This is a genomic window from Isoptericola dokdonensis DS-3 (assembly GCF_001636295.1).
GTDB lineage: Bacteria > Actinomycetota > Actinomycetes > Actinomycetales > Cellulomonadaceae > Isoptericola > Isoptericola dokdonensis.
In genome coordinates, this window is sequence record NZ_CP014209.1 from 319,573 (window position 1) to 344,501 (window position 24,929).

Below are 24,929 nucleotides of genomic sequence, written 5' to 3' on the forward strand. Positions count from 1 at the left end.
GGACGCCGCGAGGCGGAGCGCCAGGGACGACGAGGCCCGGTCACCCCGCGGGGTGACCGGGCCTCGTGCTACCGGTGGCAGGTCGTCAGCTGTCGCCGCCGGCGACGCCGGACGTGCCGGCGTTGACGTCGGTCAGGCGGTACTTCTCGACGGCCTGCGCCACGACCTCGCGGGGCACCTCGCCACGGCGGGCGAGCTGCTGGAGCGTCTTGACGACCATCGACGGACCGTCGATGAGGAAGTACCGGCGAGCGGCGGCGCGGGTGTCGGAGAACCCGAAGCCGTCGGCGCCGAGCACCGCGTAGTCGCCGGGCACCCAGGCGCGGATCTGGTCCGGCACGAGGTGGTCGTAGTCGCTGGTGGCGACGAACGGACCCTGCGCGCCGGACAGCTTCTGCGTCACGTACGGCACGCGCGGCTCGGCGGCCGGGTCGACGAGGGCGTCCTTCTCGGCGGCGAGCGCGTCACGACGCAGCTCGTTCCAGGAGGTCACCGACCACACGTCGGCGGAGACGCCCCAGTCCTCGCGGAGCAGCTCCTGCGCCTCGAGGGCCCAGGGCAGGCCGACGCCCGAGGCGAGCAGCTGGGCCTTGGGGCCCTCGCCGTCGTCGGTCGCGACGCGGTGGATGCCGCGCAGGATGCCCTCGACGTCGACGTCCTCCGGCTCGGCCGGCTGGACCATCGGCTCGTTGTACACCGTGAGGTAGTACATGACGTCCTGCGGGCGGCCCTTGGCGTCGACGCCGTCCGTGCCCTCGCCGTACATGCGCTCGATGCCGTCACGCATGATGTGGCGGATCTCGTAGCCGTACGCCGGGTCGTACTGGACCATCGCCGTGTTGGTGCCGGCGATGAGCGGCGAGTGGCCGTCGGCGTGCTGCAGGCCCTCACCCGTGAGGGTGGTGCGACCCGCGGTGGCGCCGATGATGAAGCCGCGCGCCATCTGGTCGCCCGCGGCCCAGAACTGGTCGCCGGTGCGCTGGAAGCCGAACATCGAGTAGAAGATGTAGACCGGCACCATGTGCTCGCCGTGCGTCGCGTACGACGTGCCGACCGACTGGAACGCGGCCGCGGAACCGGCCTCGTTGATGCCGGTGTGCATGATTTGCCCGGACTCGGACTCCTTGTAGCTCAGCATGAGCTCGCGGTCCACGGCCAGGTAGTTCTGGCCGTTGGTGTTGAAGATCTTCGCGCTCGGGAAGATCGAGTCCAGACCGAACGTGCGGGCCTCGTCGGGGATGATCGGCACGATGCGCCGGCCGAACTCCTTGTCCTTGATGAGGTCCTTGAGCAGGCGCACGAACGCCATGGTCGTGGCGACCTGCTGGGTGCCCGACCCCTTCTTGAGCAGCTCGTACGTCTTGGCCGGCGGCAGCGTGAGCGCCTTCGGCGCGCTGCGGCGCTCCGGCACGAACCCGCCGAGGTGACGACGACGCTCCAGCATGTACTGGATCGTCTCGTCCTCCATGCCCGGGTGGAAGTACGGGGGCAGGTACGGGTCGGCGTCGATCTGCTCGTCCGTCAGCGGGATCCGCAGGTTGTCGCGCAGCGCCTTGAGGTCCTCGTTCTTGACCTTCTTCATCTGGTGCGTGGCGTTGCGGCCCGCGAAGCTCGAGCCGAGGGCGTAGCCCTTGACCGTCTGCGCCAGGATGACCGTCGGCTGGCCCGTGTGGGCGCGCGCGGCGGCGTACGCGGCGTAGATCTTGCGGTAGTCGTGACCGCCGCGCTTCATGTTCCAGATGTCGTCGTCGGTCATGTTCTGCACGAGCGCCTTGGTCCGGGGGTCCCGGCCGAAGAAGTGCTCGCGGATGAACGCGCCGGACTCCGCGCGGTAGGTCTGGTAGTCGCCGTCGGGCGTGGAGTTCATCAGGTTGACCAGGGCGCGGTCCTTGTCCGCGTTGAGCAGGGCGTCCCACTCGCGGCCCCAGACGACCTTGATGACGTTCCAGCCGGCGCCGCGGAACTGCGCCTCCAGCTCCTGCATGATCTTGCCGTTGCCGCGGACGGGGCCGTCGAGGCGCTGCAGGTTGCAGTTGACGACGAACGTCAGGTTGTCGAGGCCCTGGTGCGCGGCGTGCTGCAGCATGCCGCGCGACTCCGGCTCGTCCATCTCGCCGTCGCCGAGGAACGCCCAGACGTCCTGCTGGCTGGTGTCCTTGATGCCGCGGTTGTGCAGGTACTTGTTGGTCCACGCCTGGTAGATCGCCGACGCCGGGCCGAGACCCATCGAGACGGTCGGGAACTCCCAGAAGTCCTGCAGCAGGCGCGGGTGCGGGTAGGACGGCAGGCCGCCGGCCGTGTGGGACTTCTCCTGGCGGAAGCCGTCGAGGCGGTCGCTGGAGAGCCGGCCCTCGAGGAAGCCGCGGGCGTACTGGCCGGGGGAGGAGTGCCCCTGGAAGTAGACCTGGTCGCCGCCGCCCGGGTGGTCCTTGCCGCGGAAGAAGTGGTTGAGGCCGACCTCGGTCAGCGTCGCCACGGACGCGTAGGAGGAGATGTGCCCGCCGACCGACACCTCGGGGCGCTGGGCGCGCGTCACCATGACGGCGGCGTTCCAGCGGATCCACGAGCGGTAGCGGCGCTCCACGGCCTCGTCGCCGGGGAAGTACGGCTCCTCGTGCACACCGATGGTGTTCACGTAGGGCGTCGCCACCGACGTCGGGATCTGGACGTTGCGCTCACGGGCGCGGCGCATCAGGTTGAGCATGACGTACCGGGCACGGGGTCCGCCCTTGTCGTCGATGAGCCCGTCGAAGGACTCCACCCACTCCGAGGTCTCGGAAGGGTCGATGTCCGGCACAGCGCTGAGCAGACCGTCGATCAGCGGTCCCGTCTCGTTGGAAGCCACCAGCAACCTCTCTCTTCTGCGGGCTGCCGCCAGGTGTGGCGGCCGCTCGTGCAAGGCGTCCCCGTACGCGGAGGCCGCGTCGTCGGGGTCGCGACGGCGCGGTCCACCCACGGGTGGTCATCAGTCATTGTGTCGCGACTTTGCCCGGGGGAACACCAGCAGGGAGTCAAGAATCCGTGATCTACGTCATGCCTGCACCTCGTCGGCCCGGCGTGTCCGCCGTCCTCGCCGGACTGGGCGGGCATCTGCGGCTCGAGTGCACTACGTTGGCGCTCGAGGCGCGCCAGACGTCGTGCCCATCGTCGACGGAAGGAAAGAGCACACCCGTGGGACAGCAGGCGGACACCCAGGCGGCACGCTTCGGGTTCACCACCGGTCAGGTCGTGCAGGAGTTCGGGTGGGACGACGACGTCGACGAGCCCCTGCGCGCTGCGCTGGAGGCCGCGCTCGGCGGTGAGCTCGTCGACGAGGACTACGACGACGTCACGGACGCCGTCCTGGTCTGGTGGCGCGACGACGACGGCGACCTCACGGACATGCTCGTCGACGCACAGACGGCGCTCGAGGACGGCGGGAAGGTCTGGCTGCTCACGCGCAAGCCCGGCCGGGACGGCCACGTCGGCCACGACGAGATCCAGGAGGCGGCGACCACCGCGGGCCTGCACGCCACCAGCACCTTCGCCGCCGGCGACGACTGGTCAGCGACGCGGCTCGCGAACCGTGGGCGCTGAGCGGCTGACCCCGCCGGTCGCCGGCGACCCGGCACCCGACTTCACCCTCCCGGACACGCACGGGACACCCACCCAGCTCGCCGACCTGCGCGGCGAGCCCGTCCTGGTGGTGTTCTACCCGTTCGCGTTCTCCGGCATCTGCACCGGCGAGCTGTGCGAGCTGCGGGACAACATCGAGGACTTCGAGTCCGCGGGCGTCCGGCTCCTCGCCGTCTCGACCGACCCCGTGTTCGCCCTCAAGGCGTGGCAGGAGGTCGAGGGCTTCGGCTTCGTCCTCCTCAGCGACTTCTGGCCGCACGGGGCCGCCGCGCGCGCCTTCGGCGTCTTCGACGACAGATCCGGGCACGCGCTGCGCGGGTCGTTCCTCGTCGACGCCGACGGCATCGTCCGCTGGTCCGTCGTGCACCCGCGCGGGCAGCGCCGCGAGCTCGACGGGTATCTCCGGGCGCTCACCGAGATCTGAGCGGCGCCGCCCGCCGACGTCGTCGTCCGGCGGGCGGGCCCGCGGGCGAGCACCACCCGCGCGACCGGTATCCTTGCCTGCGCTGCCAGGGCCTGTAGCTCAGCTGGTTAGAGCGCCACGCTTACACCGTGGATGTCGGGGGTTCGAATCCCTCCGGGCCCACCACCAGGTTTCCCTCCGTTCTGCCCGTGCCTCCCCGTCGTCGGGGGCGGTCCGTCGTCAGATCGCCGAGATGCCGTCGCCGACCATCTTGGCGCCGAGGACCAGCAGCAGCACGGCCATGATCACCGCATTGTTCTGGACCATCCAGCCCTTGAGGTCGTCGAGCACCGCGCCGGCACGCTCACCGGCGGCGAGCTGGACGCCGACGGGCACCGCGACACCGATGCTGGCGACGAGCGCGAAGACGATCGATGCCACCACCTGCTCCGTCGTGTCGGACGACGCGCTCGCGATCGCCGCACCACCCGACACCACGAGCAGCAGGTTCTTCGGGTTCACGGCGCTGAGGAGGACAGCGAGCCCGAACGCCCGGACGGGGGTGAAGGCGTCGATCGCCTGCATCCACTGCGGCGTCTCCGGCTCCGCTCCCGCCCGGGGGCGGCCGCGCCACTGCTTGACCGCCAGCAGCACGAGCAGGACGCCGAGGACGATCTTCACCCACGCCGCCCACGCCGGCGGCCCGCCGTCGTCGGTCGACGCGGAGCCGACCAGCACCGCGACGAGGAGCGCCACGACCGTGATCGACAGGAACCAGCCGAGCAGGAAGGCGGTCGCGTTCACCGTGGCGCGCCGGCTCACCAGCATGAGGACGACCGCGACGATCGGCAACGGGCTGATCAGCACGCCGACGGCGACGGGCAGGGACTGGCCTATGGCTGAACCCATCGGGGCTCCTTCGTTCGGTGCGCTGGGAGCGGTCGGTCCGAACGTAGCCGCGACGGGTCCTGGCGGCGCGCCGGCACCGATGGTGACCGGTGCGGGGCGGGGGTAGAACGGGGGCATGGAGAGCGTGCGGGTGTACCTGCTCGACGACCACGAGCTGGTGCGCCGCGGCCTGCGGGGGCTCCTGGACGCCGAGGAGGACCTCGAGGTGGTGGGGGAGTCGGGCTCGGCGGTCGAGGCGGTGCAGGACATCCGTCGCACCCGGCCCGTCGTCGCTCTGCTCGACGTGCGGCTGCAGGACGGCTCGGGGATCGAGGTCTGCCGGGAGCTGCACTCGTCGATGCCGGAGCTGCGGGCGTTGATGCTCACCTCGTACGACGACGACGAGGCCCTGTTCGCCGCGATCATGGCGGGGGCGTCCGGGTACCTGCTGAAGCTGATCACGGGACCGGAGGTGGTCGTGGCGGTGCGGCGCGTCGCGTCGGGCCAGTCGATGATCGACCCGGCCCTGACGTCGCGCGTGCTCGAACGGCTCCGGGCGGGGCCCGCGGTGGAACCGGCGCTGGCGGGCCTGAGCGAGCAGGAGCACAGGGTCCTCATGCTGATCGCCGAGGGGCTGACGAACCGGCAGATCGGCTCGCAGATGTTCCTGTCGGAGAAGACGGTGAAGAACTACGTGTCGAACATCCTGACGAAGCTGGGCCTGGAGTCGAGGACGCAGGCGGCGGTCATGGCGACGCGGCTCCTCGGTGCGACGGACGACGGGTCCGGGTTCCGGCACGACGGGCGGGGCGGGCGCTAGCCCTCCCTCGGGGGCTCGGTCCCGCCGCCGGGCAGGGGGACCCGCCAGACGATCTCGCTGCCGTGCGGGTCGCGTGAGCTGATCGTGAGGGCCCCGCCGAGCTCGGCGGCGCGCTCGGCGAGGTTGAGCAGCCCGCTGCGCGCCGCTGCCGGGTCGAACCCGACGCCGTCGTCGGCGACCGTGCAGGTCAGCTCGTCCACGGTGGCGACGACCTCGACCTGGACGCCGGTGGCGGCGGCGTGCCGCGCGGCGTTCGAGAGGGCCTCGCGCAGCACGGCGACGACGTGGTGGTGCAGCGCCGGGTCGACGAGGATGTCGACGGGGCCGTCGATCCGCAGCGCCGGGGACCGGTCCAGCACATGGGTGTACTCCGCGACGAGCGCCTGGACCTTGGCCCGCAGGGAGTGCTGCTGCCGGTCGGACGGGCGGAGGTGGACGACCGCCCGGCGGACCTCGCGGATCGTGTCGTCGAGGTCCTTCGCCATCGTATGCAGGAGCTCCTGGACGTCCGGCGGTGCTCGCCGCTCCGCCGCGGTGAGCTGGAGGCCCAGGGCGAACAGCCGCTGGGTGACACCGTCGTGCAGGTCGCGCGCGATGCGGTTGCGCTCGGCGAGCACGGCGATCTCCTGCTGCATGGCCCGGGTGTGTCGCCGTTCGAGGAGGAGGGACGCCTGACCGGCGAAACTCGCGACGAGGTCGGAGTCCTCGGCGAGGTGCTCCGCGTAGGCCCGCCGCCGGAGCACGATGACGAGCGCGCCGCGGGTGAGCGTGTCGATCGACAGCCGGGTCATGACGGCGCCGCCCGCGCCCGGGAGGTCGGCCCACCGGGTCTCGCTGCTGGCCATCGCGAGCAGGACGGCGGGACGGAGGTCGGCCAGAGTGCGTTCGGGGTCGCGTCCGAGGTCGCCGACGGCCGTGCGGACCGTGAACGTCCCGGGGGCGTCCGGTCCGGGCGCGATCGCCATGGCGGTGAGCCCGCCGGACGCGCGCAGGCACTCCCGCAGGACGACGTCGAGGGCGTCGTCCGTGCTCGCCGCGCGCAGGACGGCCGTGGGGATGGCGGCCGTGGCCTCGAGCCAGAGTGCTCGTCGCTCGGCGGACAGCAGGAGGCGGGCGTGGTCGATGGCGAGGCCGGCGACGCCGGCCAGGGCCGTGACGGCGTCCTCGTCCGCGGCGGTGAACGCCCGCCCCGTCGTCTTGTCGGTGAGGTACAGGTTGCCGAAGACCCGGCCCCGCACCCGGACCGGGACGCCGAGGAACGTGGTCATCGGCGGGTGCCCGGGCGGGAAGCCCGCTGCCGAGGCATGGGTCGTGAGGTCCTCGAGGCGCAGCGCCTCCTGGTGGACGATCAGGTGGCCGAGCAGGCCGCGCCCGGTCGGCAGGTGCCCGATGCGCGCCCGGCCCTCGTCGTCGATGCCCTCGGTGACGAACTCGACGAGGTGCCGGCGGGAGCCGCCGATGACGCCGAGCGCGCCGTAGCGGGCCCCGGACAGGTCGCACGCGGCGCGCACGACGCCGACCAGCAGGTCGCGCAGGTCGACGTCGGACGTCAAACCGTGGACCGCGTGCAGGATGGCGTCCTGCACCTCGGCCGAGGTCCTCTCCACCCGGGGAGCGTAAGCCGGGGGGTGCTGCCCGGCACCTCCGGGCGGTGCCTCTCACACCAGGACGGGCCAGCGTCGCACCAGGGACGTCTGCTGCCACCAGGCGCCCAGACCGAACGTGCGTCCGGCGTCGCCCAGGGCGAGGGCGACGAGCACCAGCGCGTAGACGAGGTGATCGTCCATGAACGGGTTGTTCGCCGGCGGCAGCACCGCCGTCCACATGAGGACGAGCATCAGCGCGCCGGCCGCGGCGGCGATCCGCATCCCGATGCCGAGCAGCAGGGCCAGCCCGATGCCGAGCAGCCCGATCATGAAGACCCAGTCGAGCCAGACCTGGCCTGCCAGGCCCTGGTAGAAGTCGGCGAACGGCCCGGTGGTCGCGTTCCCGAGGAACCCGGCGGTGGGCTGGCCGCCCTCGAGCCATGCTCCCTCGGGCGGCGTTGCGTACCCGAGGCCGAAGAGCTTGTCGAGGAAGGCCCACAGGAAGACCCAGCCGAGGCTGATCCTGATGACCGCGCCGACGTAGCGCAGCGCGCGGCGGGCCCCGGGGGAGGTCCCGGTGGGGGTTCCGACGGCGGCCCCCGCGGGGGTGGTGGGTGCGGTCGGCGGAGCCTCGTGGCGGCTCTGGTAGGTGCTCATGGTGACGTTCCTCCTGGTGGTGGGCCGCCGACGGGTGCGGCGACGTCGGACGGGTCGAGGGCAGTTCCGGCGGCGATGGTCCGTGCCGCCTCGCGGCGCTCGAGAGACGTGTCGGTCGAGGAGCGAGGTGGCACGACCTCGACCGGGCAGTGCGTGTGCTGGAGGACGGTGCGGGTCACGCTGCCGAGGACGGCCGGGACCGGCCGGGAGCCCCGGGCCCCGTGCCCGTGGCGGCCCATGACCAGCAGGTCGGCGCCGGAGGAGCGCCGGACCAGCGTGTCGGCGACGTCGGCGTACTCCACCTGGCACTCGACCGGCACGCCGGGGTGCTCCCGTGCGGCCTCGGCGACGAGGCGGTCGATGATGCCGTGCGCCTGGGTGCCCCACTGCTCCTGGACGGACCACTCGTCGACGAGGTAGCTGTAGAACGGGTGCAGGCGCCAGCAGTGCACCACCTCGAGCCGGGCCGACCGTTGCTCGGCGGCGACGAACGCGCGGGCGAGGACGTCGGCGGAGCAGGGCGAACCGTCGACGGCGGCGACGACTCGGAGCGCGGCGTCCTGCGGGGTCCGGTCCGGGGGCACGCTCACCACGGGGCAGGTCGCACGGGCGACGACGCCGAAGGTGGTGCTGCCGGTGAACATCCGCCCGATGAGCGAGGTGGGGCGGTGCCCGAGCACGACGAGCCGGGCTCGTGCGCCGGCGGCGGCGAGCGCCTCGACCGCGGGGCCGAGCGCTTCCTGCAGCCGGACGGCGACCCTGCCGTCGGAGAGCTGTTCCACGACGTCGCGTGCTTCGGCGAGCAGCTGGCGCCCGACGTCGGCCAGCGGTTCGGCACTGATCAGGGGCAGCATCGGGCCGACCGGGACGGTCTCGTGGATCGCGTTCACCAGCAGCAGCGAGCAGCTCTCCCGCTCCGCCTGCCGCACGGCGTAGGCCAGCGCACGGGACGCCTCCGGCGACCCGTCGATCCCGACGACGATCGGACGCTCCGAGGTGGTGGCCATGAGGTCCTCCGGTCCTGGCACGATCGGGCCTACGTCGTGGCCCGGAGGTTCTCGGCCGCCTGCGCGATCGCCGCGCCCCACTCCCGGGCACGGTCCAGCTCGCCGGGCAGGAGCGGGCCCTCGACGTCCGCGACGTAGAACGACTCGGGGTGGCCCACGGCGTGGTGGCCGCTGCGGTGCAGGGCACGTGCGGCCGCGCGGGCGGCGGAGCCGGGCAGGTGCTGCACCGTCGTCACCCGGGTGTCGAACGTGGCGTAGAGCCGGCCGTCGGGGTCGGTCGGCAGGTGCGCGATCCAGTAGAGCCGGCCGTCGGGGTCGGTCGGCAGGTGCGCGATCCAGTCGCGGACGCCCGGGACGTCGTGGGGCGTGGCGCCGCGCCGTCCTTGCGCCTCTCGCCGCGTGCTCGCCCGGCTCATGCCGAACGCATGGGTGGGGCCGCCCACGACGACGAGGGACTCGTCGACCGGCGCCTCGGACGCCGGATCGGTGACCGGCACGACCCGCACGGGCATGTGCTGGGCGACGCCGTCGGCCACCGCCCTGGCGACGGACGCGGTGTTGCCGAAGCTCGACTCGTACACGACGAGAGCGGTCACGGTGATCACGGTCCTTCCTGGCCACGGAGAGGGGCGGGGTTGCTCCTCCCAGGACATCGCCTCGCGGGCGCTCGCCGACAGGGGCACGCGACCCGACGTGGAGGGTCCAAGGTCCCGGGCCCGCCGATCAGCTCCGGAGGACCTCGCCGAAGCGCTCGAGCACGAGCGGGGCGTGCTGCGGGACGCCGGTCAACGGCACGACCTCGACCGGGGCGGCGGCGTGGCCGAGCACCGCCCGTGCGGTGGCGCCGAGGCGGCTCGGGTGCCCGAGGCTGCGCCGACGCCGTGCGACGAGGACGACGTCCGCGCTCGCCGACGCGTCGACGAGCACCTGCGCCGGCCGACCGTGCACCACCGCGACCTCGACCGTCACGTCGGGGAAGCCGGCGCTCCAGTCGGCCACCGTCGACTCGAGCAGCCGCGTGGCGGCGACCACCCAGTCGCCGGTCCGCTCGGGGTCGAGGTCCGCGTAGGGGTCGCGAACCGTCCACGCGTGCAGGACCTGCAGGGTGGCGTGCCGGGCCGCCGCGAGGGGGAACGCGTACGACAGGACCTCTCCGGAGCGGGGCTCGACGCCGACGACGACGCGCCCGTGCTCCGTCGCCTGCCAGTCGCTCCCGACCGCGGCCACCGGCACGGGGGCCCGCGCCGCCACGGCGGCCGTGGTGGTGCCGACGTAGACACGGTCCGCACCGTGCCGGGTCTCGCGACCGAGCACCAGCAGGCTGCCCGTGGCGGCCGTGCCGGCGAGCTCCTCCACGCGCCGGCCCTGCCGCAGCACACCCTCGACCGTGAGGTCCGGCGCGAGGGTCCGGATCCGGGTTACCGCCTCGTCGGCGACCCTGCGGGCGACCTCGGTCAGGGCGTCCCCGCGGAAGTCCAGGTAGGGCATGGAGCCCCCGACGGGCAGGGCGGTGGGCGCGACGTGGACCACGCTCAGGCCCGTCCCGCGTCGTCGTGCCTCGAGGACCGCGTACCGGACGGCGCCGTCGCTGCGGTCGGTCCCGTCGACGGCGACGACGACGGGTGCCGGGCGTTCCACGGCCCTCACGACCCCGCTCCGGCGTGCGGGGGCGGCGAGGGTGCCTCCACGGCAGGGCCGGTGATGGCGACGACGACGCGGGTGCGCCAGGTCGCGGGGTCCGGGTCGGACTCCGGGCCGGCCTCGTAGAGCTCCCACGACTCGCCGAGCGGGCGCAGGTGGTGCTCGGCGATCCACGAGTCCACGCGGGCGCGGGTCGCCCCGAGGCCGTCGTACGGACCGGTGTGGATCACCTCGGCCACGCGCACCGCCGGGAGCCTCGCGGCGACCACCACCCCGGCTCGCGGCTCGCTCCCGGCCCCGTGGGGGACCGGCGGGAGGGTGACGTCGTCGTCGACGGGGAACCCGACCTCGACGTCGAGCTCGTCGCCCGTCCGGTCGCGGTAGCGCCCGAAGGGAGGGCCCGCCGGTCGGACGCCGAGCTGGTCCAGGAGCTCCGTGACCCGGGGCAGGAGCGTCGCGAACACGTCGCCGAGCTCGTCCGTGCGGGCGACCCGCCGCACGCCGACGGTGGCCTGTGCGGGATGGTCGATCAGCCTGATCTCGTGCTCGTCCACCGTGCTGTCCTCTCCGCGTGAGCGTCGCCCGCCGTGTCCGGACCTCTGCGTCGGCCCTCGTCCGGGGACGTGACCTCCACGCTGCCCGGGCGGCGACCGGGACGACAGGGCCGTTGGTCGCGTGCCGGCGGGACCTGTGCCCGATCAGCTCCGGTCCGGAAGGTCCTCGCCGTCGTGGACCACCAGCACGGTGCTCGCCGCTCGCCGCACCACCTCGCTGCTCACCGAGCCGAGGAGCATGCCACGGAAGGCGCCCATGCCGCGGGAGCCGACGACGACGAGGTCGTCCGGACCCGAACGGGCCAGCAGCGCCTGCGCCGGTTCGTCGTCGACGAGCTCGAGGCGGACCTCCAGCCCGGGGTTCTCCTCCCGCAGCGTCGCGGCGGTCCGCTGCGCGGCCCGGTGCGTGGGGTCGTCCGCGTCCGCCGTCTCGATCGCGGGGACGACGAAGGTCACGTTCGGAGCCCGCAGCGGTGGCCGGGCGTGCAGCACGACGAGCGGTGCGCTCCTCCAGGTAGCCTCCCGGGCGGCGGCGTCCGCCGCGGCGAGGGACGTGGGAGAGCCGTCCACCCCGACCACGACCGACCTGGCCGACGCCTGGCGGACCACCGCCACGGGGCAGAGGCTGTGGGCCGCGAGGTGGGCGGCCACCCGTCCGGTGCGCGTCCGTCCGGCCTGGCCCTGCGCGCCGACGACGAGCAGCTGCGCGTCCCTGCTCAGGGCGCGCAGCGTGGGGACCTCCTGCCCCTCGAGAGCGCGCGTCGTGACGACGATCCCGGGGCTCCGCGCGGTCGCCTGGTCGAGCGTCTCGTCGAGGTACTCGCTGACCTCGGTGCGCAGGGGGGTCTCCGCGACGACGAGGTACCAGCCCCACCCGGAGCGGTCCAGGGGAACCTGGTACGTGCGGGCGAGCACGGCCTCCGCCGCGCGGTGCTCCGCCTCGTCCAGCCCCCAGTGCAGCGTCTGCGTGCTGTGCGGCGAGCCGTCGAGCGCGATGACCACGGGACCGTCGTGACGCATGGCAACCTCCTGGCGGACCGAAGCTCCTCGGTGCTCCCAGCATGGGCAGGGGCCGCGCGTCCGGGACAGGGGCCTTCGTCCCGTCCTGCGGTGGAACAAGGTCGGTGGACCCGGAGCTAGACCACGGCCCTCAGCTGCGGGTAGACGGCTTCGAGGGGCGCCGCGAGGGCGGCCTTTGCCTGGACGGACGCCTCGTCGGCGAGGACCTCGTGCTCGCCGGCCTCGGTGGCGTCCAGCACCCGGGTGACGAGGACGGCGGGGTCGAGCTTCGGGTCGGTGGTGCCGGCCGCCATGGGTGTGTCGACCCAGCCGACGTGCACGCCGACGACCTGGACGCCGGCGGGCCGGAGCTCGAGCCGCAGGGAGTTGGTCGCCGACCACAGGGCGGCCTTGGTGGCCGAGTAGATCCCGGCGACGGCGTACCACGCGAGGGCGGAGTGCATGTCGATGATCGCCGTGCCGCCGCCCCGGGCGGACAGGATCGGGGCATAGGCGCGGGCGAGGAAGAGCGGCCCGAGGAAGTTCGTCTCGACGTTGGCGCGGATCTCCTCGTCGGTGTGCGTGAGGATTCCGGGGCCGGCCGCGGTCGCGCTGGCATTGTTGATCAGCACGGTCACGTCGGGTGCGGCCTCGACGGCTGCGCGGACGGAGGCCGGGTCGGTGACGTCCAGCGCGAGCGGCACGATGCGGTCGTCGTCCCAGGCGTGGGGCCTGCGGGCCGTGGCGTAGACCTTGGCGGCGCCGCGGGCGAGTGCTTCGTGGACGAAGTGGGTTCCGATGCCGCCGTTCGCGCCGGTGACGAGGACGACGGATCCGTGCAGGGAGGTCATGGGGTTCCTGTTCTTCGAGATCGGTGGGCGTCGGGCGAGGGGAGCCGGTGTGCGCGACCGGTAGCCTCGTGCAGGCGTGGGGGATCGGCGGCGTGCGAGCCCACGCTGTAGTGACTACACTCAGAACTGAGGCAGGTCAACGTTTATTCCAGGAGGAGACCGATGGCGGTGGCGTCCCAGCCCCTCGGGCGACGCGAGCGGAACAAGCAGGCCAAGCTCGAGCGCATCACCGCGGCGGCCGGCGAGCTGTTCGCCCAGCACGGCGTGGACGATGTCACGACGCAGCAGATCGCCGACGCGGCGGACATCGGCACCGGCACGCTGTTCCTGTACGCGAGGACCAAGGGCGAGCTGCTCCTGCTGGTGCAGAACGCCCACTACGCCGCCGCGCTCGAGCGGGGGCAGGCCGATGCCGCCGCCGCGACGACCGCACTGGACGGGGTGATGGCGCTGGTGGCGCCGATCGCGGAGTGCAACCGCGTCCAGGTGGACAACGGCCGCACCTACCTGCGGGAGATGGTCTTCGGTGACCCGGGAGAGCCCCATCACGCTGAGGCGCTGTCCATCGTCGCGCAGACCGAGGAGGCCGTCGCCGACGTCCTGACGACGCGCGCCCAGGTGCCCGCCGTGGAGGCGGCCACCCTGGCCCGGGTGGTCTCCGCCGTCCTGCTCCTGGAGCTCGGGGCGAGCGTGAACGCGGCCTCGAGCCTCCCGGACCTGCTGGCGAGCATCCGGACCCAGGTCGCCGCGATCCTTCCCCGCTGACAGTCGTCGCGTCCGCCCGGGCCTGCGGGAGCCGCCGGCTAGGGCGCGAGGAACTCGGCGACGACGGGGGCGAACTGCCGCCAGTGCTGGAAGAGGGCCCCGTGCCCGGAGTTCGGGTAGATGATCAGCTCCGAGCCTCTGATCCGCTGGTGCAGGTCGGTGGACAGGATCGAGGGGACCATACGGTCGTCGTCGCCGTTGGCGATCAGGGTGGGCTGGGTGACGACGGACAGGTCCGACGGCGCGGAGCGGCCGTAGCGCTGGATGGCCTTGAGCTGGGTCCGGAACGCCGAGGCGCTGATGGGCCGGTCCCGATCGACGGCGCGTTCCTGGAGGCGCGCGACGAACTCCTTGCCGGCCTTCCTGCCGGCCGCGTCCCGGTGGAAGAACAGGAACTCCTTCGGGTCCGAGCGGGCGACGACGGAGCGCAGGATGTCCCGGTAGGTCACGCCGACGACCTTGTCCATGTCCTTGCCGCCGCGGGGCCCCGTCCCGGTCAGGACGAGCCTGCGGACCAGGTCGGGGTGCGCGACGACCAGGTCCTGGGCGATCATCCCGCCCAGGGAGAACGACAGGACGTCGATCGTGTCGAACCCGAGAGCGGTGATGAAGGTGTAGGCGTCGTCCGCGGCCTCCTCGATGGTGCGGGGGACCTGGCCGGAGGACGCGCCGACGCCGCGCTGGTCGAACGTGATGACGTGGCGTGACGCCGCGACCGCGTCCACGAGGCGCGGGTCCCAGTTGTCCAAGGTCCCGGCCAGGTGCACGAAGAGCACGACCGGGGGCCCGCCCCGCGGACCGAGCTCACGGTAGGCGAACGTGGTGCCGCCCGCGGTGACGGTCTTCGTGGGTGCCTCGGCGTACGAGGTGACGACGGGTTCGTCGGTGGTGCTCATGATGACTCCTTCGGTGGCTCGTCGTGGTCCGTCGGTGGGGGGTCAGGGGCCGGTGACCACGACCTTGCCGCGCAGGCCGCCCGCCGCCAGGGCGTCGAGCGCCTGCGGGGTCTGCTCGAACGGGAAGGTCGTCGCCACCACCGGGCGCAGGGTGCCGTCGTCGACGAGCGCGGCGATCTGCCGCAGCTGTTCGCCGCTGGCGTGCATCCACAGGAACTCGTACGAGACCCCGAGCTTCTTCGCCTGCCGGCGGACCTTCCGGCTGAGCGCGGCGACCGCCACCCGCACGAGCGGGTTCAGGCCCTGGCTCTTCGCGAAGGCCGGGTCGGGAGGCCCCGCGATCCCGATCGCCTTCCCGCCGGTCCTGAGGATCCGCAGCGACCGGGCGAGGTTCTCCCCGCCGAGGGAGTCCAGGACCACGTCGTAGCCGGACAGCTCCTGCTCGAAGTCCTGGGTGCGGTGGTCGATGACGAGGTCCGCGCCGAGCTCCCGCACGAAGTCGGCGTTCTTCGCGGAGGCGGTGGTCGCGACGTGGGCGCCGAGGTGCTTGGCGAGCTGGATCGCGATCGACCCGACACCGCCCGAACCTGCATGGACGAGAACGTTCTGGCCCGGTCGGACGTCGCCGAAGTCCACCAGTGCCTGCCAGGCGGTCAGCGCGACCAGCGGCAGGGAGGCGGCCTCGACCAGGTCGATCGACTCCGGCGCGAGCGCGAGGTCGGACTCGTCGACGGCGATCCGCTCGGCGAACGTCCCGATCCGGTGGTCCCGGGGGCGGGCGAACACCCGGTCGCCGGGCGAGAAGTCCCGGACGTCCGCGCCGACGGCGACGACCGTCCCGGCGACGTCGTGACCCAGGACCAGCGGGGTGCGGTAGGGCAGGATCGACTTGAAGGCGCCCTCCCGGATCCGTTCGTCCAGCTGGTTCACGCCGGCCGCCGCGACGCGCACGACCACGTCGTGGTCGCCCGCGGCGGGTTCCGGCACCTCCGCCTCGTGGACGGGCTGCTTGTACTCGTCGACCAGGAAGGCTCGCACGGTCTCTGTCTCCTCGGGGTCTGTCGGGGTGGTGGTCTGCGGTGCAGGAAGCGGCGGGCTCGGCCCGGCGAGAACCGTGCGATCGACGAGGTCCGGCCCCCTCGCCCGCCGCCTCGGAGCGCGCCGTCCTTGAGCCGAGTCTACTCAAGTTTGAGGCGACTCAGTAAATATGTCAAGGGATGCCGAGCTGTTGTGATCCTCGCCGCGACCGCCGCTCTCGGTGTGCGTCGACGCCTGCCGGTGGCGAGGATGCGGAGCATGGCCGACTCGTCCTCCTCGCACCTCGTCCGGGGGCTCACCGCCGTGCAACGCGTGTGGGCGCGGCACCCGCGCTGGTCGATCGCGCTCAAGGGTTCGATCGCCGCGGCGCTGGCGTGGGTGGTCGGGGTGATCGCGCCCGAGCCGTTCTCGGAATACCCCTACTACGCGCCGCTGGGCGCGGTGATCGCCACGATGAGCACGGTCGCGCGGTCGGTGCGCGAGTCGGTGCAGGCGGTCGGTGCGCTGCTCCTCGGCGCGGTCATCGCGTGGACCGCCGACCTGGTCATCGAGCCCGGGGCGCCAGGGATCGCCCTGGTCGTGGGGGTCGCGCTGCTGTGCGCGGGCTGGCGCGGGTTCGGGGAGATGGGCTCGTGGGTGGTCAACTCCGCGCTGTTCGTCCTCATCCTCGGCAACGCCGACGCCCTGGAGTACGCCGGCGTGTACGGCGGGCTGATCACGGTGGGCGCGGCGATCGGGGTCGGCGTCAACCTGCTCTACCCGCCCCTGCCGCTGACGCCGTCGGAGTTCGCCCTCGACCACCTGCGGGACGTCCTGGTCGAACAGCTGGAGACGGTCGCGGACGGCCTGGAGAACGAGACGACGCTGGACGTCGAGGCGTGGGAGGCGCAGCGCCGCAACCTGGGCCCGACGATCGTGCGGGTCCGCGACGCCGTCGCCGCGGTCCGGGAGGAGACCCGCGCGAACCTCCGGGTGATGCGGCACCGCGGCCAGGCCCGGTCCCAGCTGCGACGGGCGGAGGCCCTGGAGTCGGTGTCGGACGTCGTCGACGTCGTCGTGCGACTCCTCGTGGAGTGGGAGGGGCGCTCGCAGGACGAGGTCGCCCTGGGGTCACGGCTGCGGCCCGCGTTCGCCCTGGCCCTGCGCCGTTTCGGTGCCGCGCTCCGGTCCGCCGGGCCGGACGGCGCCGACGCAGACGCAGCGGCGGCGCTGACGGAGGCGCTCGACGAGGCGAGCGAGGAGCTGCGTGAGGCGCGGCGGGGGACCGACCACGACTACCTGGTCGCCGGGGCGCTGCTGGTGACCCTGCGTCGCGGTGCGAGCACGCTCACCGGGCCCTGAGCCGGTCCGCCGCCGGTCGCCTCAGCGCGCGGTGGCGGCGTCGTCGGGGCTGCCGACGGTACCGGCGAGCTGCGCGAGCAGGGCGGAGGCGTCGAGCCGTCCCTGCCGCTGCGCCGCGTGCGCGTACCGGAGCACGCGCAGGGCCAGCTCCCGCACGGCCACGTTGGCGTGGTTCGAGTGCTGGCGCAGCAGCGCGAAGGCCTCGTCGTCGTCGAGGTCCAGCACGAGGGCGAGCACGGCCTTGGCCTGCTCGATGTCGCGACGGCTGCGCGCCGCGGCCTCGATCTCGACGTCGGCGCGGCGGGCGGCGTGGCGGGCGACCGGTCCCGTGAGGTCGGCGACGGTCCCGTGGACCTCCGGCCCGTGCTCCCCGCTGCGGGGCTCGCCGACCATGCACACGAGCCGCTCGGCGCCGCGGGCGTCGACGATCCGGTGCAGCGAGCCGAACGGCTCGAGGCCGGAGCCGGCGATGCCGCCGAGCTGGTCCCGCACCCGGTCACGGTCCTGCGGGTGCTTGTGGGCGAGCACGAGCTCGGTGGTGGGTACCACCTCGCCGGGCTCGAACCCGTGGATGCGGTAGGTCTCGTCGGACCACCACCAGCGCTGCGTCGCGACGTCGACCCGGTACGCGCCGGTCGCCGCGACGTCACCGCGCACGAGCGCGCGTCCGAGCAGAGAGATCTCCGGGGTTGTCGTCATCGGTCCTCCTCACCGATGCCGTGGCGGCCGCTTCTTGACCGTCTCCACGACAGGTGTCCCCTCCCGGGACGGCCGACGCGGGGTGTCGTCGTCCTGGAGACGAGCCGGACGCGGAGGTGCCGGCCGATCGGGGGCTGGTGACTGGGCTCCCGTCCGATCAGGATCGCACATCCCTGTGACGCCTTCATCACGGTGGCCGAGTGGACCGCCCCGGGCTACCGTCGGAGTGAGGTCAAGGCGCGGCTTCGCCCGACGTTCACCCCACCAGGAGGACACCGATGACCGACCAAGCGTTCCCGGCCCAGCAGCAGCAGCCCCCGGGCCTGACCGGAGCGATGGACCCCGTCCCCGACCACGGCGAGACGAGCTACCGCGGCAGCGGCCGGCTCGACGGCCTGGGCGCGCTGATCACGGGCGGGGACTCCGGGATCGGGCGGGCGGTGGCGATCGCGTTCGCCCGCGAGGGTGCTGACGTCGCGATCGGCTACCTGCCCGAGGAGCAGGAGGACGCCGAGGAGACCGCCCGCTGGGTCACGAAGACCGGCCGGACGGCGGTGCTGCTGCCCGGTGACCTGACGGAGGAGCGCACCGCCCGTGCCCTGCCCGAGCGTGCCGCCGAGGCGCTCGGCGGCCTCGACGTCCTGGTCAACAACGCCGGTTTCCAGATGGCGCGACGCGACGCGTTCGAGGACGTCACGACCGACGAGATCGACCGTGTCATGCGCACGAACCTGTACGCCCTGTTCTGGGTGACCCAGTCGGCGCTGCGCCACCTGGGGGAGGGGTCGAGCATCGTCAACAACTCCTCGATCCAGGCGTACCAGCCGTCGACGGCGCTGCTGGACTACGCCTCGACGAAGGCCGCGATCAACAACCTGACGGTCAACCTCGCGGCCGAGCTCGGTCCGCGTGGGATCCGCGTGAACGCGGTGGCGCCCGGGCCCATCTGGACGCCGCTGCAGCCGGCCACCCAGCCCGAGGAGAAGATCGAGAAGTTCGGGCAGGACACGCCTCTGGGGCGGGCGGGCCAGCCTGCCGAGGTCGCGCCCGCCTTCGTCTTCCTCGCCTCGCCGTCGGACGCCGGGTACGTGTCCGGCACCGTGCTGGGCGTGACCGGCGGCAAGCCCGTCTTCTGACGGACCCTCGACCTGCCGCCGACGGCGGGGTCCGGCCCGCGCTCAGCCGGCCAGGCCCCGCCGCGCCTGCTCCCGTGGCGCCAGGTCGTCGCGCAGGTGCCGGGCGTAGCCGCCGGGGGTGCGCCCGACCAGCCGCGCCGAGGTGAGCACCTCGCCCGCGGCGTCGGCCACGACGTGCGCGCCGACGCCGCGGGCGGCCTCGACCAGCGCGACGTCCTCGTGCTCCGGCAGGGCGGCGAACCCGCCGGCGGCGAGATAGAAGGACAGCCGGATGCCGAGGTTGGCGCCGTGCACGTGCCCGTTCGCGACCCCCGGGGCGTGGGAGGCGCGCCAGGCCGTGGCGCGATCGGGCGACAGGTCGTCCAGCCGGGGGCGCACCGTGCCCACGACCACGTCGGCGCCGGCCTCCGCCAACGTCACCTGGCGCGTCAGCCAGCCCACGGGGACCGTGGAGTCCGCGTCGGTGCAGGAGAGCCACGTCCGCGCGGCCGGCACGCCCCGCGGTGCCACGTCGGCGCCGGCCCGGCGCGCGGCGCCGACACCCACGCCCCCGGTGACGACCGTGCGGAAGCCCGCGGCGCGGGCGATCGACGCGCTGGCGTCCGTGCAGCCGTCGAGCACCACGACGACCTCGACAGCCAGGTCGCCGCGCAGTCCGCGCAGGTGACCCACGGCGCGGTGCAGCGCCCCCAGGCAGCCCGGCAGCAGGTCCTCCTCGTCGCGCACGGGCACCACGACCAGCACGGACCGCAGCCGGGCGCCGGTCACCGCAGGCCTTCCGCCGTGGCGACGGAGACGGCGGGACGCCGGGCCAGGACCTCCAGGAGGAAGTCCTCCTCGGCGTGCCGCACCTGGACCGCCAGGTCGGGGTGGGACCGCAGGACGTCGTGCACCCGGTCGCCGCCCGACGGGTACGCCGGGACCTCGTGGCGCCAGTGGCACGCGACCACGACGCCGTCGGGGGCCAGGGACCCGAGCACGCGCGACAGCGTCCGGTCGAGGTCCTCGGGACCGTAGTAGTACAGGACCTCCGACAGCACGACGAGGTCGAAGGTGCCGTCCGGCCACTGGTCGGGGGTGTCGAGGCGCAGGAGCTCGACGCCGTCGCCGAGCCGGTCCCGGGCCGCCGCGAGGGGCGCGTCCGCGATGTCGACGCCGGTGACCCGGTCGCAGCGGGCGGTGAGCTCCCGGGTGAGCACCCCGGTGGAGCAGCCCAGCTCCAGCGCGTGCCGGAAGCGCTCGCGGGGCAGGCTCGCGAGCAGCACGGCACGCTTGCGCTCCTCGTACCAGCGGGACTCGAAGCCCCACGGGTCGTCGCGGCCGGCGTAGAAGCGGTCGAAGTAGTCCCGCCCGAGCGACGTGCGGGCCCCGCTCGGCGCCGGGCCCGCGCCCGGCCCGTCGGCCGCCTCGACGAAGACCTCGACCGGACGGTCCGCCCGTCGGAGCATCTCGGGGCCCACGACGGCGACGTCCTCGACGTCGGGGAGCACCTGGCTCGCGTGGGTGCGCACGGCGGCCGACTTGGCGGCGGACTCCGCGGCGGTCAGGGGCAGCCCGCGCAGGTCCGCCCACGGCACGTCCGGGGCGTCCGGGTCGCCCCAGTGCCACCACCAGATCGGGTACTCCAGGAGCCTCGCCCCGTGCCGACGGGCCACCTGCGCCGCGACCTCGCCCGCGACCCGGTGGTCGCGGTGCCCGTCCCCGCGCCACGGCGCACAGACGACCACCCGTGGCCCGCCGGTCACGACGAGCAGCTCGTCGAGCGGACCGGCGAGGTCCTCGCGGTGCTCACGCAGCCCGCCGTCCGGCAGCCCGAGCAGGACGAGCCGCAGGTGGGGAGCGAGCACGGCGACGGCCTCGGCGACCTCACGGCGCCGCTCGGCGCGCAGCTGGTCCGCATCGCGTCCCGGGTGGGACGCCTCGCCGTCAGTCGCGACCAGCACGGTGACCGGCACGCCGCGCGCGGCGAGCCGGTGGACGAGGCCGCCCGCGCCGAGGGACTCGTCGTCGGGGTGCGCCGCCACGACGAACAGCGCGTCGACGTCGTCGACGTCCAGCGGTGCGGGCCGGTCCAGGATGCCGGCGGCGACCCAGGCGTCCTCCGGCGTTCCCGGCTCGCGGTGGTCGAACGTCACCACGGCAGCTCCCCGGCGGCGCGGAGGTCGCGGCCCAGGGCGGCCGCGTCCCGCTCCGCGTGGTGCTGGCGCACGTACACGCCGAGGTCGGCGACCCGGCGCGCGAACGGCTCGTCCGCCGTCAACGGGCCCGGGCCGAGGGCGTGCGCGCACCGCCGCTGCACCTCCTCGACGGCGTCCGCGACGACGGTCCGCACCCGGCGGGCCAGCACGGCGGACGGCGCGCCGTCGATCCCCGCGTCGACCGCGTCGGCCGCCGCGGCGAGAGACGTCCGCGCGGCGGTGAGGGCGACGTCGACCGCGCCGAGGTGGGCCAGCGCCAGCGGGTCCGGCTCCCGTCGGCCGAGCGCTTCCCACAGCGTGCGCGCCAGCCCGACGGCCCCGCCCCACCAGCAGGCCGCGACCCCGATGCCGCCCCAGGCGAAGCCCGGCCGGTGCAGGTACCACCCGGCGGGTCCGACCGGCACGGCCCGGGCGGCCTCGAACGTCACCGGTGCGCTGACCACCTGGGCCAGGCCGCGCGACACCCAGGGCCCGGTGGCGGGGCGGACACCGTCACCGCGCAGGTGCACGGCGAAGAGTCGGCGCTCGCGGTCACCGACCCAGGCGGTGACCAGCGCGTGGGAGAGCGAGCCCGCCAGCGAGCACCACGGCTTCGTGCCGGACAGGACCCAGCCGCCGTCGTGCTCGCGGGCCTCGAGCCGGGCACCTGGCCCCTCGGCGGCATAGACGCCCCAGGTGCTCCCCGACCCCGCCCGCACGGGGCCGAGATCGACCGGACCCGGCGCCTGGGCGAGCACGGCGAGGGCGTCCAGGTGCGGTTCCAGGATGCGCGCCACCCCGACGTCGGCCGCCGCGACCGACGCGAGCGCCGACCACAGGGCGGTCGTCGAACCCGTCCCGGGCTGGGGGAGCTCTGCCGACGCGTCCACCGTCCACGCCAGGACGGCGTCCACGTCGTCGGGGCGGGACACCGCGTCGGCGAGGCGGGCGGCGTCGACGCGGACGGGGTCGTCCGGGCGGAGCAGGGCGGGAGCCGGCGTCGCCGGCCCGGGGTCGCTCAAGGCAGAGACCTCCGCGGGTGCAGGAAGGGCCCACCTCTGGACCGGGCACCAGGATGCTCGGTCGCCCCCGGCCCGCGCAAGTGAGCGGGCCCCGGGCCCCGCCCGGATGCATGCCGTCGCGCTCCGTGCCGATGATGGAGCACGACCCCGGCGGGCGACCGCCACCACGGAGAGGAGCACAGACATGCCGCGACGAGACCCCGGCCCCAGCGTCAAGGACGACGAGCTGTACGAGAAGCTCCGCGACGAGGGCAACAGCAAGGAGAAGTCCGCGCGGATCGCCAACGCGGCCGCCGCCCGCGGGCGTGACGCCGTCGGGTCCCAGGGCGGGAAGTCCGGGTCCTACGACGACTGGACGGTCGCCGACCTGCGCAGGCGTGCCGCCGAGCTCGGCATCGAGGGCCGGTCCGGCATGCGCAAGGCGGGGCTGATCGACGCCCTGCGCTCGCACTGACGCCGGCGCCGCGCACCGGGTTCAGGGACCTGGGCGCCACTCGTGCGCGAGGACCGCCCACAGCTGCTGGTCGTAGCGGTCGCCCTGGAAGGACCACGCCTCGCGGCGGACGCCCTCGAGCGTCATCCCGAGCCGACGTGCGACGGCGGCGCTGCGCTCGTTGTCGGCGCGGCACTGCCACTCGGCCCGGTGCAGCCCACGGGTGACGAGGGCCCAGTCGAGCAGGACGGTGCACGCTCGCGTGACGAGGCCATGGCCCTGCGCGGCAGGCTCCGTCCAGCAGCCGACCTCGCAGGTGCCGGCGGCGGCGTCGAACGTCGTGAACAGGACACCGCCCACCAGGACGTCGTCGCGCCAGATGCCGAACAGGCCCCCGGCGTCGCGTGCGCGGCGGTCCGCGTACCGCGTGAGCGTGGCACGCGCCCCGTCGACGTCGTCGGTGACGAACGTCGGACCCACCCATGGTCGGATGTGCTCGCGGGCCCGGTCCATGTGGTCGGCGAGCTCGTCGGCGTGCCACACCTCGAGCGGGGCCAGGCGCGCGCCGTGGGACAGCGGTCGCGAGAACATCGGTCCTCCTCGTCGGTCGACCTGGAGCAGTGCGGACGGACGGCAGGGCTCAGGGCGCGGGGCTCGGGTCCCCGACGGCAGCGTCGCCCGACGGGGCCGGCGCAGGATCGCTCGGCGCGGCCTCGGTGGGCTCCGGTTCCGGCTCGGTCGTCTCGGTCTCGGTGGGTTCCGGCTCCGGTTCGGGTTCGGTGGTCTCGGTCTCGGTGGGTTCCGGCTCGGGTGTCGGGTCCGGGTCCTCGGTCTGCGTCGCGGTGGGTTCCGGTGCGGACGAGGGCTCCTGCGACGGCGTGGGCGTCGCGCTCGGCGTGGGGCTGGCCGACGGTGTGCGGGACGGGGTCGGGGTCGGCGTGGGCCGGGACTCCGGCTCGTCGGGCTGGACCGGGGCCGAGGTCGGGGTCGGTGACGACGACCGGCTCGGTGACGGGGACGGGCTGGACGAGACCGCGGGGGCGGGCGCCTCGGTGGCGTCGTCGCGCGGCCAGAGCGCGAAGGCGAGCCCGCCGACGACCAGCAGCCCGAGGACCACGAGCAGGGCGATGCCCCACGGCCGGGCGAAGAAGCCGCGCCGGTCCTCGTCCTCGGGCGCCCCCGGGTCCTCGCCCGGGTCCGCCCCGGCCTCGTCGGGGAGGTCCGCGACGACGGGGCCGAGCTGTCGTGTCCGTCCCATCTCGGCCTGGTCGTCCACCAGTGCTGCGGTCGCGGCGGCGGCCGCCGCGCCGACACCGACGACGGCGGTCCGGTCGGGGTCGTCGACCTGGTCCAGGGCCTGGGTGGCGTCTCCGGCCGTCTGCACGGCGGCCGGGAGCCAGCTCGCCCCGAGCAGCCCGGCCAGAGAGGACCCCATCGCGTCGGCCGAGGCGAAACGCCGGACCGGGTTCTTCGCCATCGCCCGGGCCACGAACCGGTCCACGGCGACCGGGACCGCGGCGCGACGCGCGGACGGTGCCGGGACGGGCGCCTCGACGTGCGCCCGCAGGACGTCGGCCGGCGTCGGGCGCACGTACGGCGCGTGGCCGGTCAAGGCGAAGTAGGCCAGTGCGCCGACCGAGTAGAGGTCGCTGCGCGCGTCCAGCGGCCTGCCCTGTGCCTGCTCGGGCGACATGTACGCCGCCGAGCCGTTCACCTGCTCGCCGTCGCCGTCGCCACCGGCCGGTGCGGTCAGCCCGAGGTCGAGCAGCCCGACCGACCACGTGCCGTCGTCGCGGCGGTCCACGACGACGTTGCGCGGCCCGACGTCGCGGTGCACCAGCCCGGCGGCGTGCACCGCGGTCAGCGCCTCCAGGAGGCCGGCCACCACGGCGAGCGCATCCGGCCACGGCAGCCCGTCACCGGCGGCGACCTCGGACAGCAGCGTGCCGGGCAGCCGCCGCGTGACGATCCACGGGACGGTGGCGCCCGCGACCTCGTCCTCTCCCGAGTCGAGGACCTTCGACACCCCCGGGTGGTCCAGCTGCTCGGACGCGGCGACCTCCCGTGCCAGGGACGCGCGCGCGTGGTCGTCGTCGATCAGGTGCGGGTGGAGGACCTTCACCAGCAGGGGAGGCTCGACCACCGGGGGCTCGTCGGTGGCCTCCGGGGCCTCGTCCGTCCCCGGGCGCTGGAGACGCGTGGTCTCGTAGACGGTGTAGGTGCCACCGGTGCCGACGATCTCGCCGAGCACGTACGTGCCGCCGAGCACCACGTGCCCGCCCGGCTCCTCGGCTCCGGCCGGCGTGAGGTCGCTCACCACCGCCGACCCCCCGCGTCGGGCGGAGTGGCTCCGGACGGTGTCGGGGGCGCGGCGAACTCGGTCATTTCAGTCATGGGTGAT

The 24,929-nt window shown here is 74.0% G+C and carries 25 protein-coding genes and 1 tRNA gene; 8 read left to right on the forward strand and 18 right to left on the reverse strand.

Annotated features, from left to right (window positions below):
* Nucleotides 1-85: 85 nt before the first annotated feature.
* Nucleotides 86-2,845, reverse strand: a complete 2,760-nt coding sequence (gene aceE / locus I598_RS01460; protein ID WP_418268505.1) for a pyruvate dehydrogenase (acetyl-transferring), homodimeric type — start codon at nucleotides 2,843-2,845, stop codon at nucleotides 86-88.
* Between the two features lie 326 nt (nucleotides 2,846-3,171).
* Here aceE and I598_RS01465 point away from each other — a divergent pair, with 326 nt between their 5' ends.
* The 3 genes from I598_RS01465 (at nucleotide 3,172) to I598_RS01475 (ending at nucleotide 4,204) form a co-directional block, all read left to right on the forward strand.
* Nucleotides 3,172-3,576 (forward strand): DUF3052 domain-containing protein, encoded by a 405-nt coding sequence (locus I598_RS01465; protein ID WP_068200654.1) that lies wholly within the window; start codon nucleotides 3,172-3,174, stop codon nucleotides 3,574-3,576.
* Nucleotides 3,566-4,039, forward strand: coding sequence for a peroxiredoxin (locus I598_RS01470; RefSeq protein WP_232314227.1), 474 nt, complete (start codon nucleotides 3,566-3,568; stop codon nucleotides 4,037-4,039). Before I598_RS01465 ends, I598_RS01470 begins: the two co-directional genes overlap by 11 nt.
* A gap of 88 nt (nucleotides 4,040-4,127) precedes the next feature.
* A tRNA-Val gene (locus I598_RS01475) sits at nucleotides 4,128-4,204 on the forward strand.
* 54 nt (nucleotides 4,205-4,258) lie between these two features.
* Here the strand turns inward: I598_RS01475 and I598_RS01480 are convergent.
* Complete coding sequence (locus I598_RS01480) at nucleotides 4,259-4,927, reverse strand: GAP family protein (RefSeq protein ID WP_068200656.1); 669 nt, start codon at nucleotides 4,925-4,927, stop codon at nucleotides 4,259-4,261.
* Nucleotides 4,928-5,042: 115 nt separating this feature from the next.
* On the opposite strand from I598_RS01480, the gene I598_RS01485 reads away from it, so the two are divergent.
* Complete coding sequence (locus I598_RS01485; RefSeq protein WP_068200658.1) at nucleotides 5,043-5,726, forward strand: LuxR C-terminal-related transcriptional regulator; 684 nt, start codon at nucleotides 5,043-5,045, stop codon at nucleotides 5,724-5,726.
* On the opposite strand, the gene I598_RS18275 is transcribed toward I598_RS01485, so the two are convergent.
* The 8 genes from I598_RS18275 to I598_RS01525 all read right to left on the reverse strand — a co-directional run bounded on the left by I598_RS18275 (nucleotide 5,723) and on the right by I598_RS01525 (nucleotide 13,021).
* Nucleotides 5,723-7,333, reverse strand: coding sequence for a GAF domain-containing sensor histidine kinase (locus tag I598_RS18275; protein WP_068200659.1), 1,611 nt, complete (start codon nucleotides 7,331-7,333; stop codon nucleotides 5,723-5,725). The two genes, I598_RS01485 and I598_RS18275, sit on opposite strands and share 4 nt — an antisense overlap.
* A gap of 51 nt (nucleotides 7,334-7,384) precedes the next feature.
* Nucleotides 7,385-7,969, reverse strand: a complete 585-nt coding sequence (locus I598_RS01495) for a DoxX family membrane protein (RefSeq protein ID WP_068200662.1) — start codon at nucleotides 7,967-7,969, stop codon at nucleotides 7,385-7,387.
* Nucleotides 7,966-8,976: a universal stress protein gene (locus I598_RS01500; RefSeq protein WP_068200664.1), complete on the reverse strand. Its 1,011-nt coding sequence runs from the start codon at nucleotides 8,974-8,976 to the stop codon at nucleotides 7,966-7,968. The genes I598_RS01495 and I598_RS01500 overlap by 4 nt, the downstream gene beginning before the upstream one ends.
* A gap of 29 nt (nucleotides 8,977-9,005) precedes the next feature.
* The gene (locus I598_RS01505) at nucleotides 9,006-9,581 is read right to left on the reverse strand and encodes a flavodoxin family protein (protein ID WP_198155725.1); all 576 of its coding nucleotides are present in this window, start codon (nucleotides 9,579-9,581) and stop codon (nucleotides 9,006-9,008) included.
* A 118-nt stretch (nucleotides 9,582-9,699) separates the two neighbouring features.
* Nucleotides 9,700-10,623, reverse strand: a complete 924-nt coding sequence (locus tag I598_RS01510) for a universal stress protein (protein WP_198155726.1) — start codon at nucleotides 10,621-10,623, stop codon at nucleotides 9,700-9,702.
* A complete protein-coding gene (locus I598_RS01515) occupies nucleotides 10,620-11,171 on the reverse strand; it encodes a GyrI-like domain-containing protein (RefSeq protein WP_068200667.1) in 552 nt (183 codons plus the stop codon). Before I598_RS01515 ends, I598_RS01510 begins: the two co-directional genes overlap by 4 nt.
* 144 nt (nucleotides 11,172-11,315) lie before the next feature.
* Nucleotides 11,316-12,191, reverse strand: a complete 876-nt coding sequence (locus I598_RS01520) for a universal stress protein (RefSeq protein WP_068200670.1) — start codon at nucleotides 12,189-12,191, stop codon at nucleotides 11,316-11,318.
* A 116-nt stretch (nucleotides 12,192-12,307) separates the two neighbouring features.
* A complete protein-coding gene (locus I598_RS01525; RefSeq protein WP_068200671.1) occupies nucleotides 12,308-13,021 on the reverse strand; it encodes an SDR family oxidoreductase in 714 nt (237 codons plus the stop codon).
* 162 nt (nucleotides 13,022-13,183) lie between these two features.
* Between I598_RS01525 and I598_RS01530 the strand changes: the two genes are divergently transcribed.
* A complete protein-coding gene (locus I598_RS01530; protein WP_068200672.1) occupies nucleotides 13,184-13,786 on the forward strand; it encodes a TetR/AcrR family transcriptional regulator in 603 nt (200 codons plus the stop codon).
* A 38-nt stretch (nucleotides 13,787-13,824) separates the two neighbouring features.
* Here the strand turns inward: I598_RS01530 and I598_RS01535 are convergent, their stop codons facing one another.
* Nucleotides 13,825-14,682, reverse strand: a complete 858-nt coding sequence (locus tag I598_RS01535; RefSeq protein ID WP_068200674.1) for an alpha/beta fold hydrolase — start codon at nucleotides 14,680-14,682, stop codon at nucleotides 13,825-13,827.
* Between the two features lie 42 nt (nucleotides 14,683-14,724).
* On the reverse strand, nucleotides 14,725-15,720 hold the full coding sequence (locus tag I598_RS01540) for an NADP-dependent oxidoreductase (RefSeq protein ID WP_068200676.1): 996 nt from the start codon (nucleotides 15,718-15,720) through the stop codon (nucleotides 14,725-14,727).
* A 258-nt stretch (nucleotides 15,721-15,978) separates the two neighbouring features.
* Here I598_RS01540 and I598_RS01545 point away from each other — a divergent pair, with 258 nt between their 5' ends.
* Nucleotides 15,979-17,061 carry an FUSC family protein gene (locus I598_RS01545; protein ID WP_068200678.1) on the forward strand — a complete coding sequence of 361 codons (1,083 nt, stop codon included), beginning with the start codon at nucleotides 15,979-15,981 and terminating at the stop codon, nucleotides 17,059-17,061.
* A gap of 21 nt (nucleotides 17,062-17,082) precedes the next feature.
* On the opposite strand, the gene I598_RS01550 is transcribed toward I598_RS01545, so the two are convergent.
* Nucleotides 17,083-17,760 (reverse strand): PAS and ANTAR domain-containing protein, encoded by a 678-nt coding sequence (locus I598_RS01550; RefSeq protein WP_068200679.1) that lies wholly within the window; start codon nucleotides 17,758-17,760, stop codon nucleotides 17,083-17,085.
* A gap of 278 nt (nucleotides 17,761-18,038) precedes the next feature.
* On the opposite strand from I598_RS01550, the gene I598_RS01555 reads away from it, so the two are divergent.
* Nucleotides 18,039-18,896, forward strand: coding sequence for an SDR family oxidoreductase (locus I598_RS01555; RefSeq protein ID WP_068200681.1), 858 nt, complete (start codon nucleotides 18,039-18,041; stop codon nucleotides 18,894-18,896).
* Nucleotides 18,897-18,938: 42 nt separating this feature from the next.
* Here I598_RS01555 and I598_RS01560 read toward each other — a convergent pair whose 3' ends face one another.
* From I598_RS01560 to I598_RS01570, 3 genes are read right to left on the reverse strand one after another with little or no spacing between them, the layout of a single operon-like run.
* Nucleotides 18,939-19,664, reverse strand: coding sequence for a glycosyltransferase (locus I598_RS01560; RefSeq protein WP_068200682.1), 726 nt, complete (start codon nucleotides 19,662-19,664; stop codon nucleotides 18,939-18,941).
* A complete protein-coding gene (locus tag I598_RS01565) occupies nucleotides 19,661-21,034 on the reverse strand; it encodes a PIG-L family deacetylase (protein WP_083972757.1) in 1,374 nt (457 codons plus the stop codon). The genes I598_RS01560 and I598_RS01565 overlap by 4 nt, the downstream gene beginning before the upstream one ends.
* On the reverse strand, nucleotides 21,028-22,095 hold the full coding sequence (locus I598_RS01570) for an acyl-CoA dehydrogenase family protein (RefSeq protein WP_068200685.1): 1,068 nt from the start codon (nucleotides 22,093-22,095) through the stop codon (nucleotides 21,028-21,030). The genes I598_RS01565 and I598_RS01570 overlap by 7 nt, the downstream gene beginning before the upstream one ends.
* Nucleotides 22,096-22,279: 184 nt before the next feature.
* On the opposite strand from I598_RS01570, the gene I598_RS01575 reads away from it, so the two are divergent.
* Nucleotides 22,280-22,549, forward strand: coding sequence for a DUF7218 family protein (locus I598_RS01575; RefSeq protein WP_068200687.1), 270 nt, complete (start codon nucleotides 22,280-22,282; stop codon nucleotides 22,547-22,549).
* 21 nt (nucleotides 22,550-22,570) lie between these two features.
* On the opposite strand, the gene I598_RS01580 is transcribed toward I598_RS01575, so the two are convergent.
* Together I598_RS01580 and I598_RS01585 are read right to left on the reverse strand one after the other, a co-directional pair.
* Nucleotides 22,571-23,119: a GNAT family N-acetyltransferase gene (locus I598_RS01580; protein ID WP_068200689.1), complete on the reverse strand. Its 549-nt coding sequence runs from the start codon at nucleotides 23,117-23,119 to the stop codon at nucleotides 22,571-22,573.
* Between the two features lie 49 nt (nucleotides 23,120-23,168).
* On the reverse strand, nucleotides 23,169-24,845 hold the full coding sequence (locus I598_RS01585; RefSeq protein WP_198155727.1) for a serine/threonine-protein kinase: 1,677 nt from the start codon (nucleotides 24,843-24,845) through the stop codon (nucleotides 23,169-23,171).
* Nucleotides 24,846-24,929: the final 84 nt, after the last annotated feature.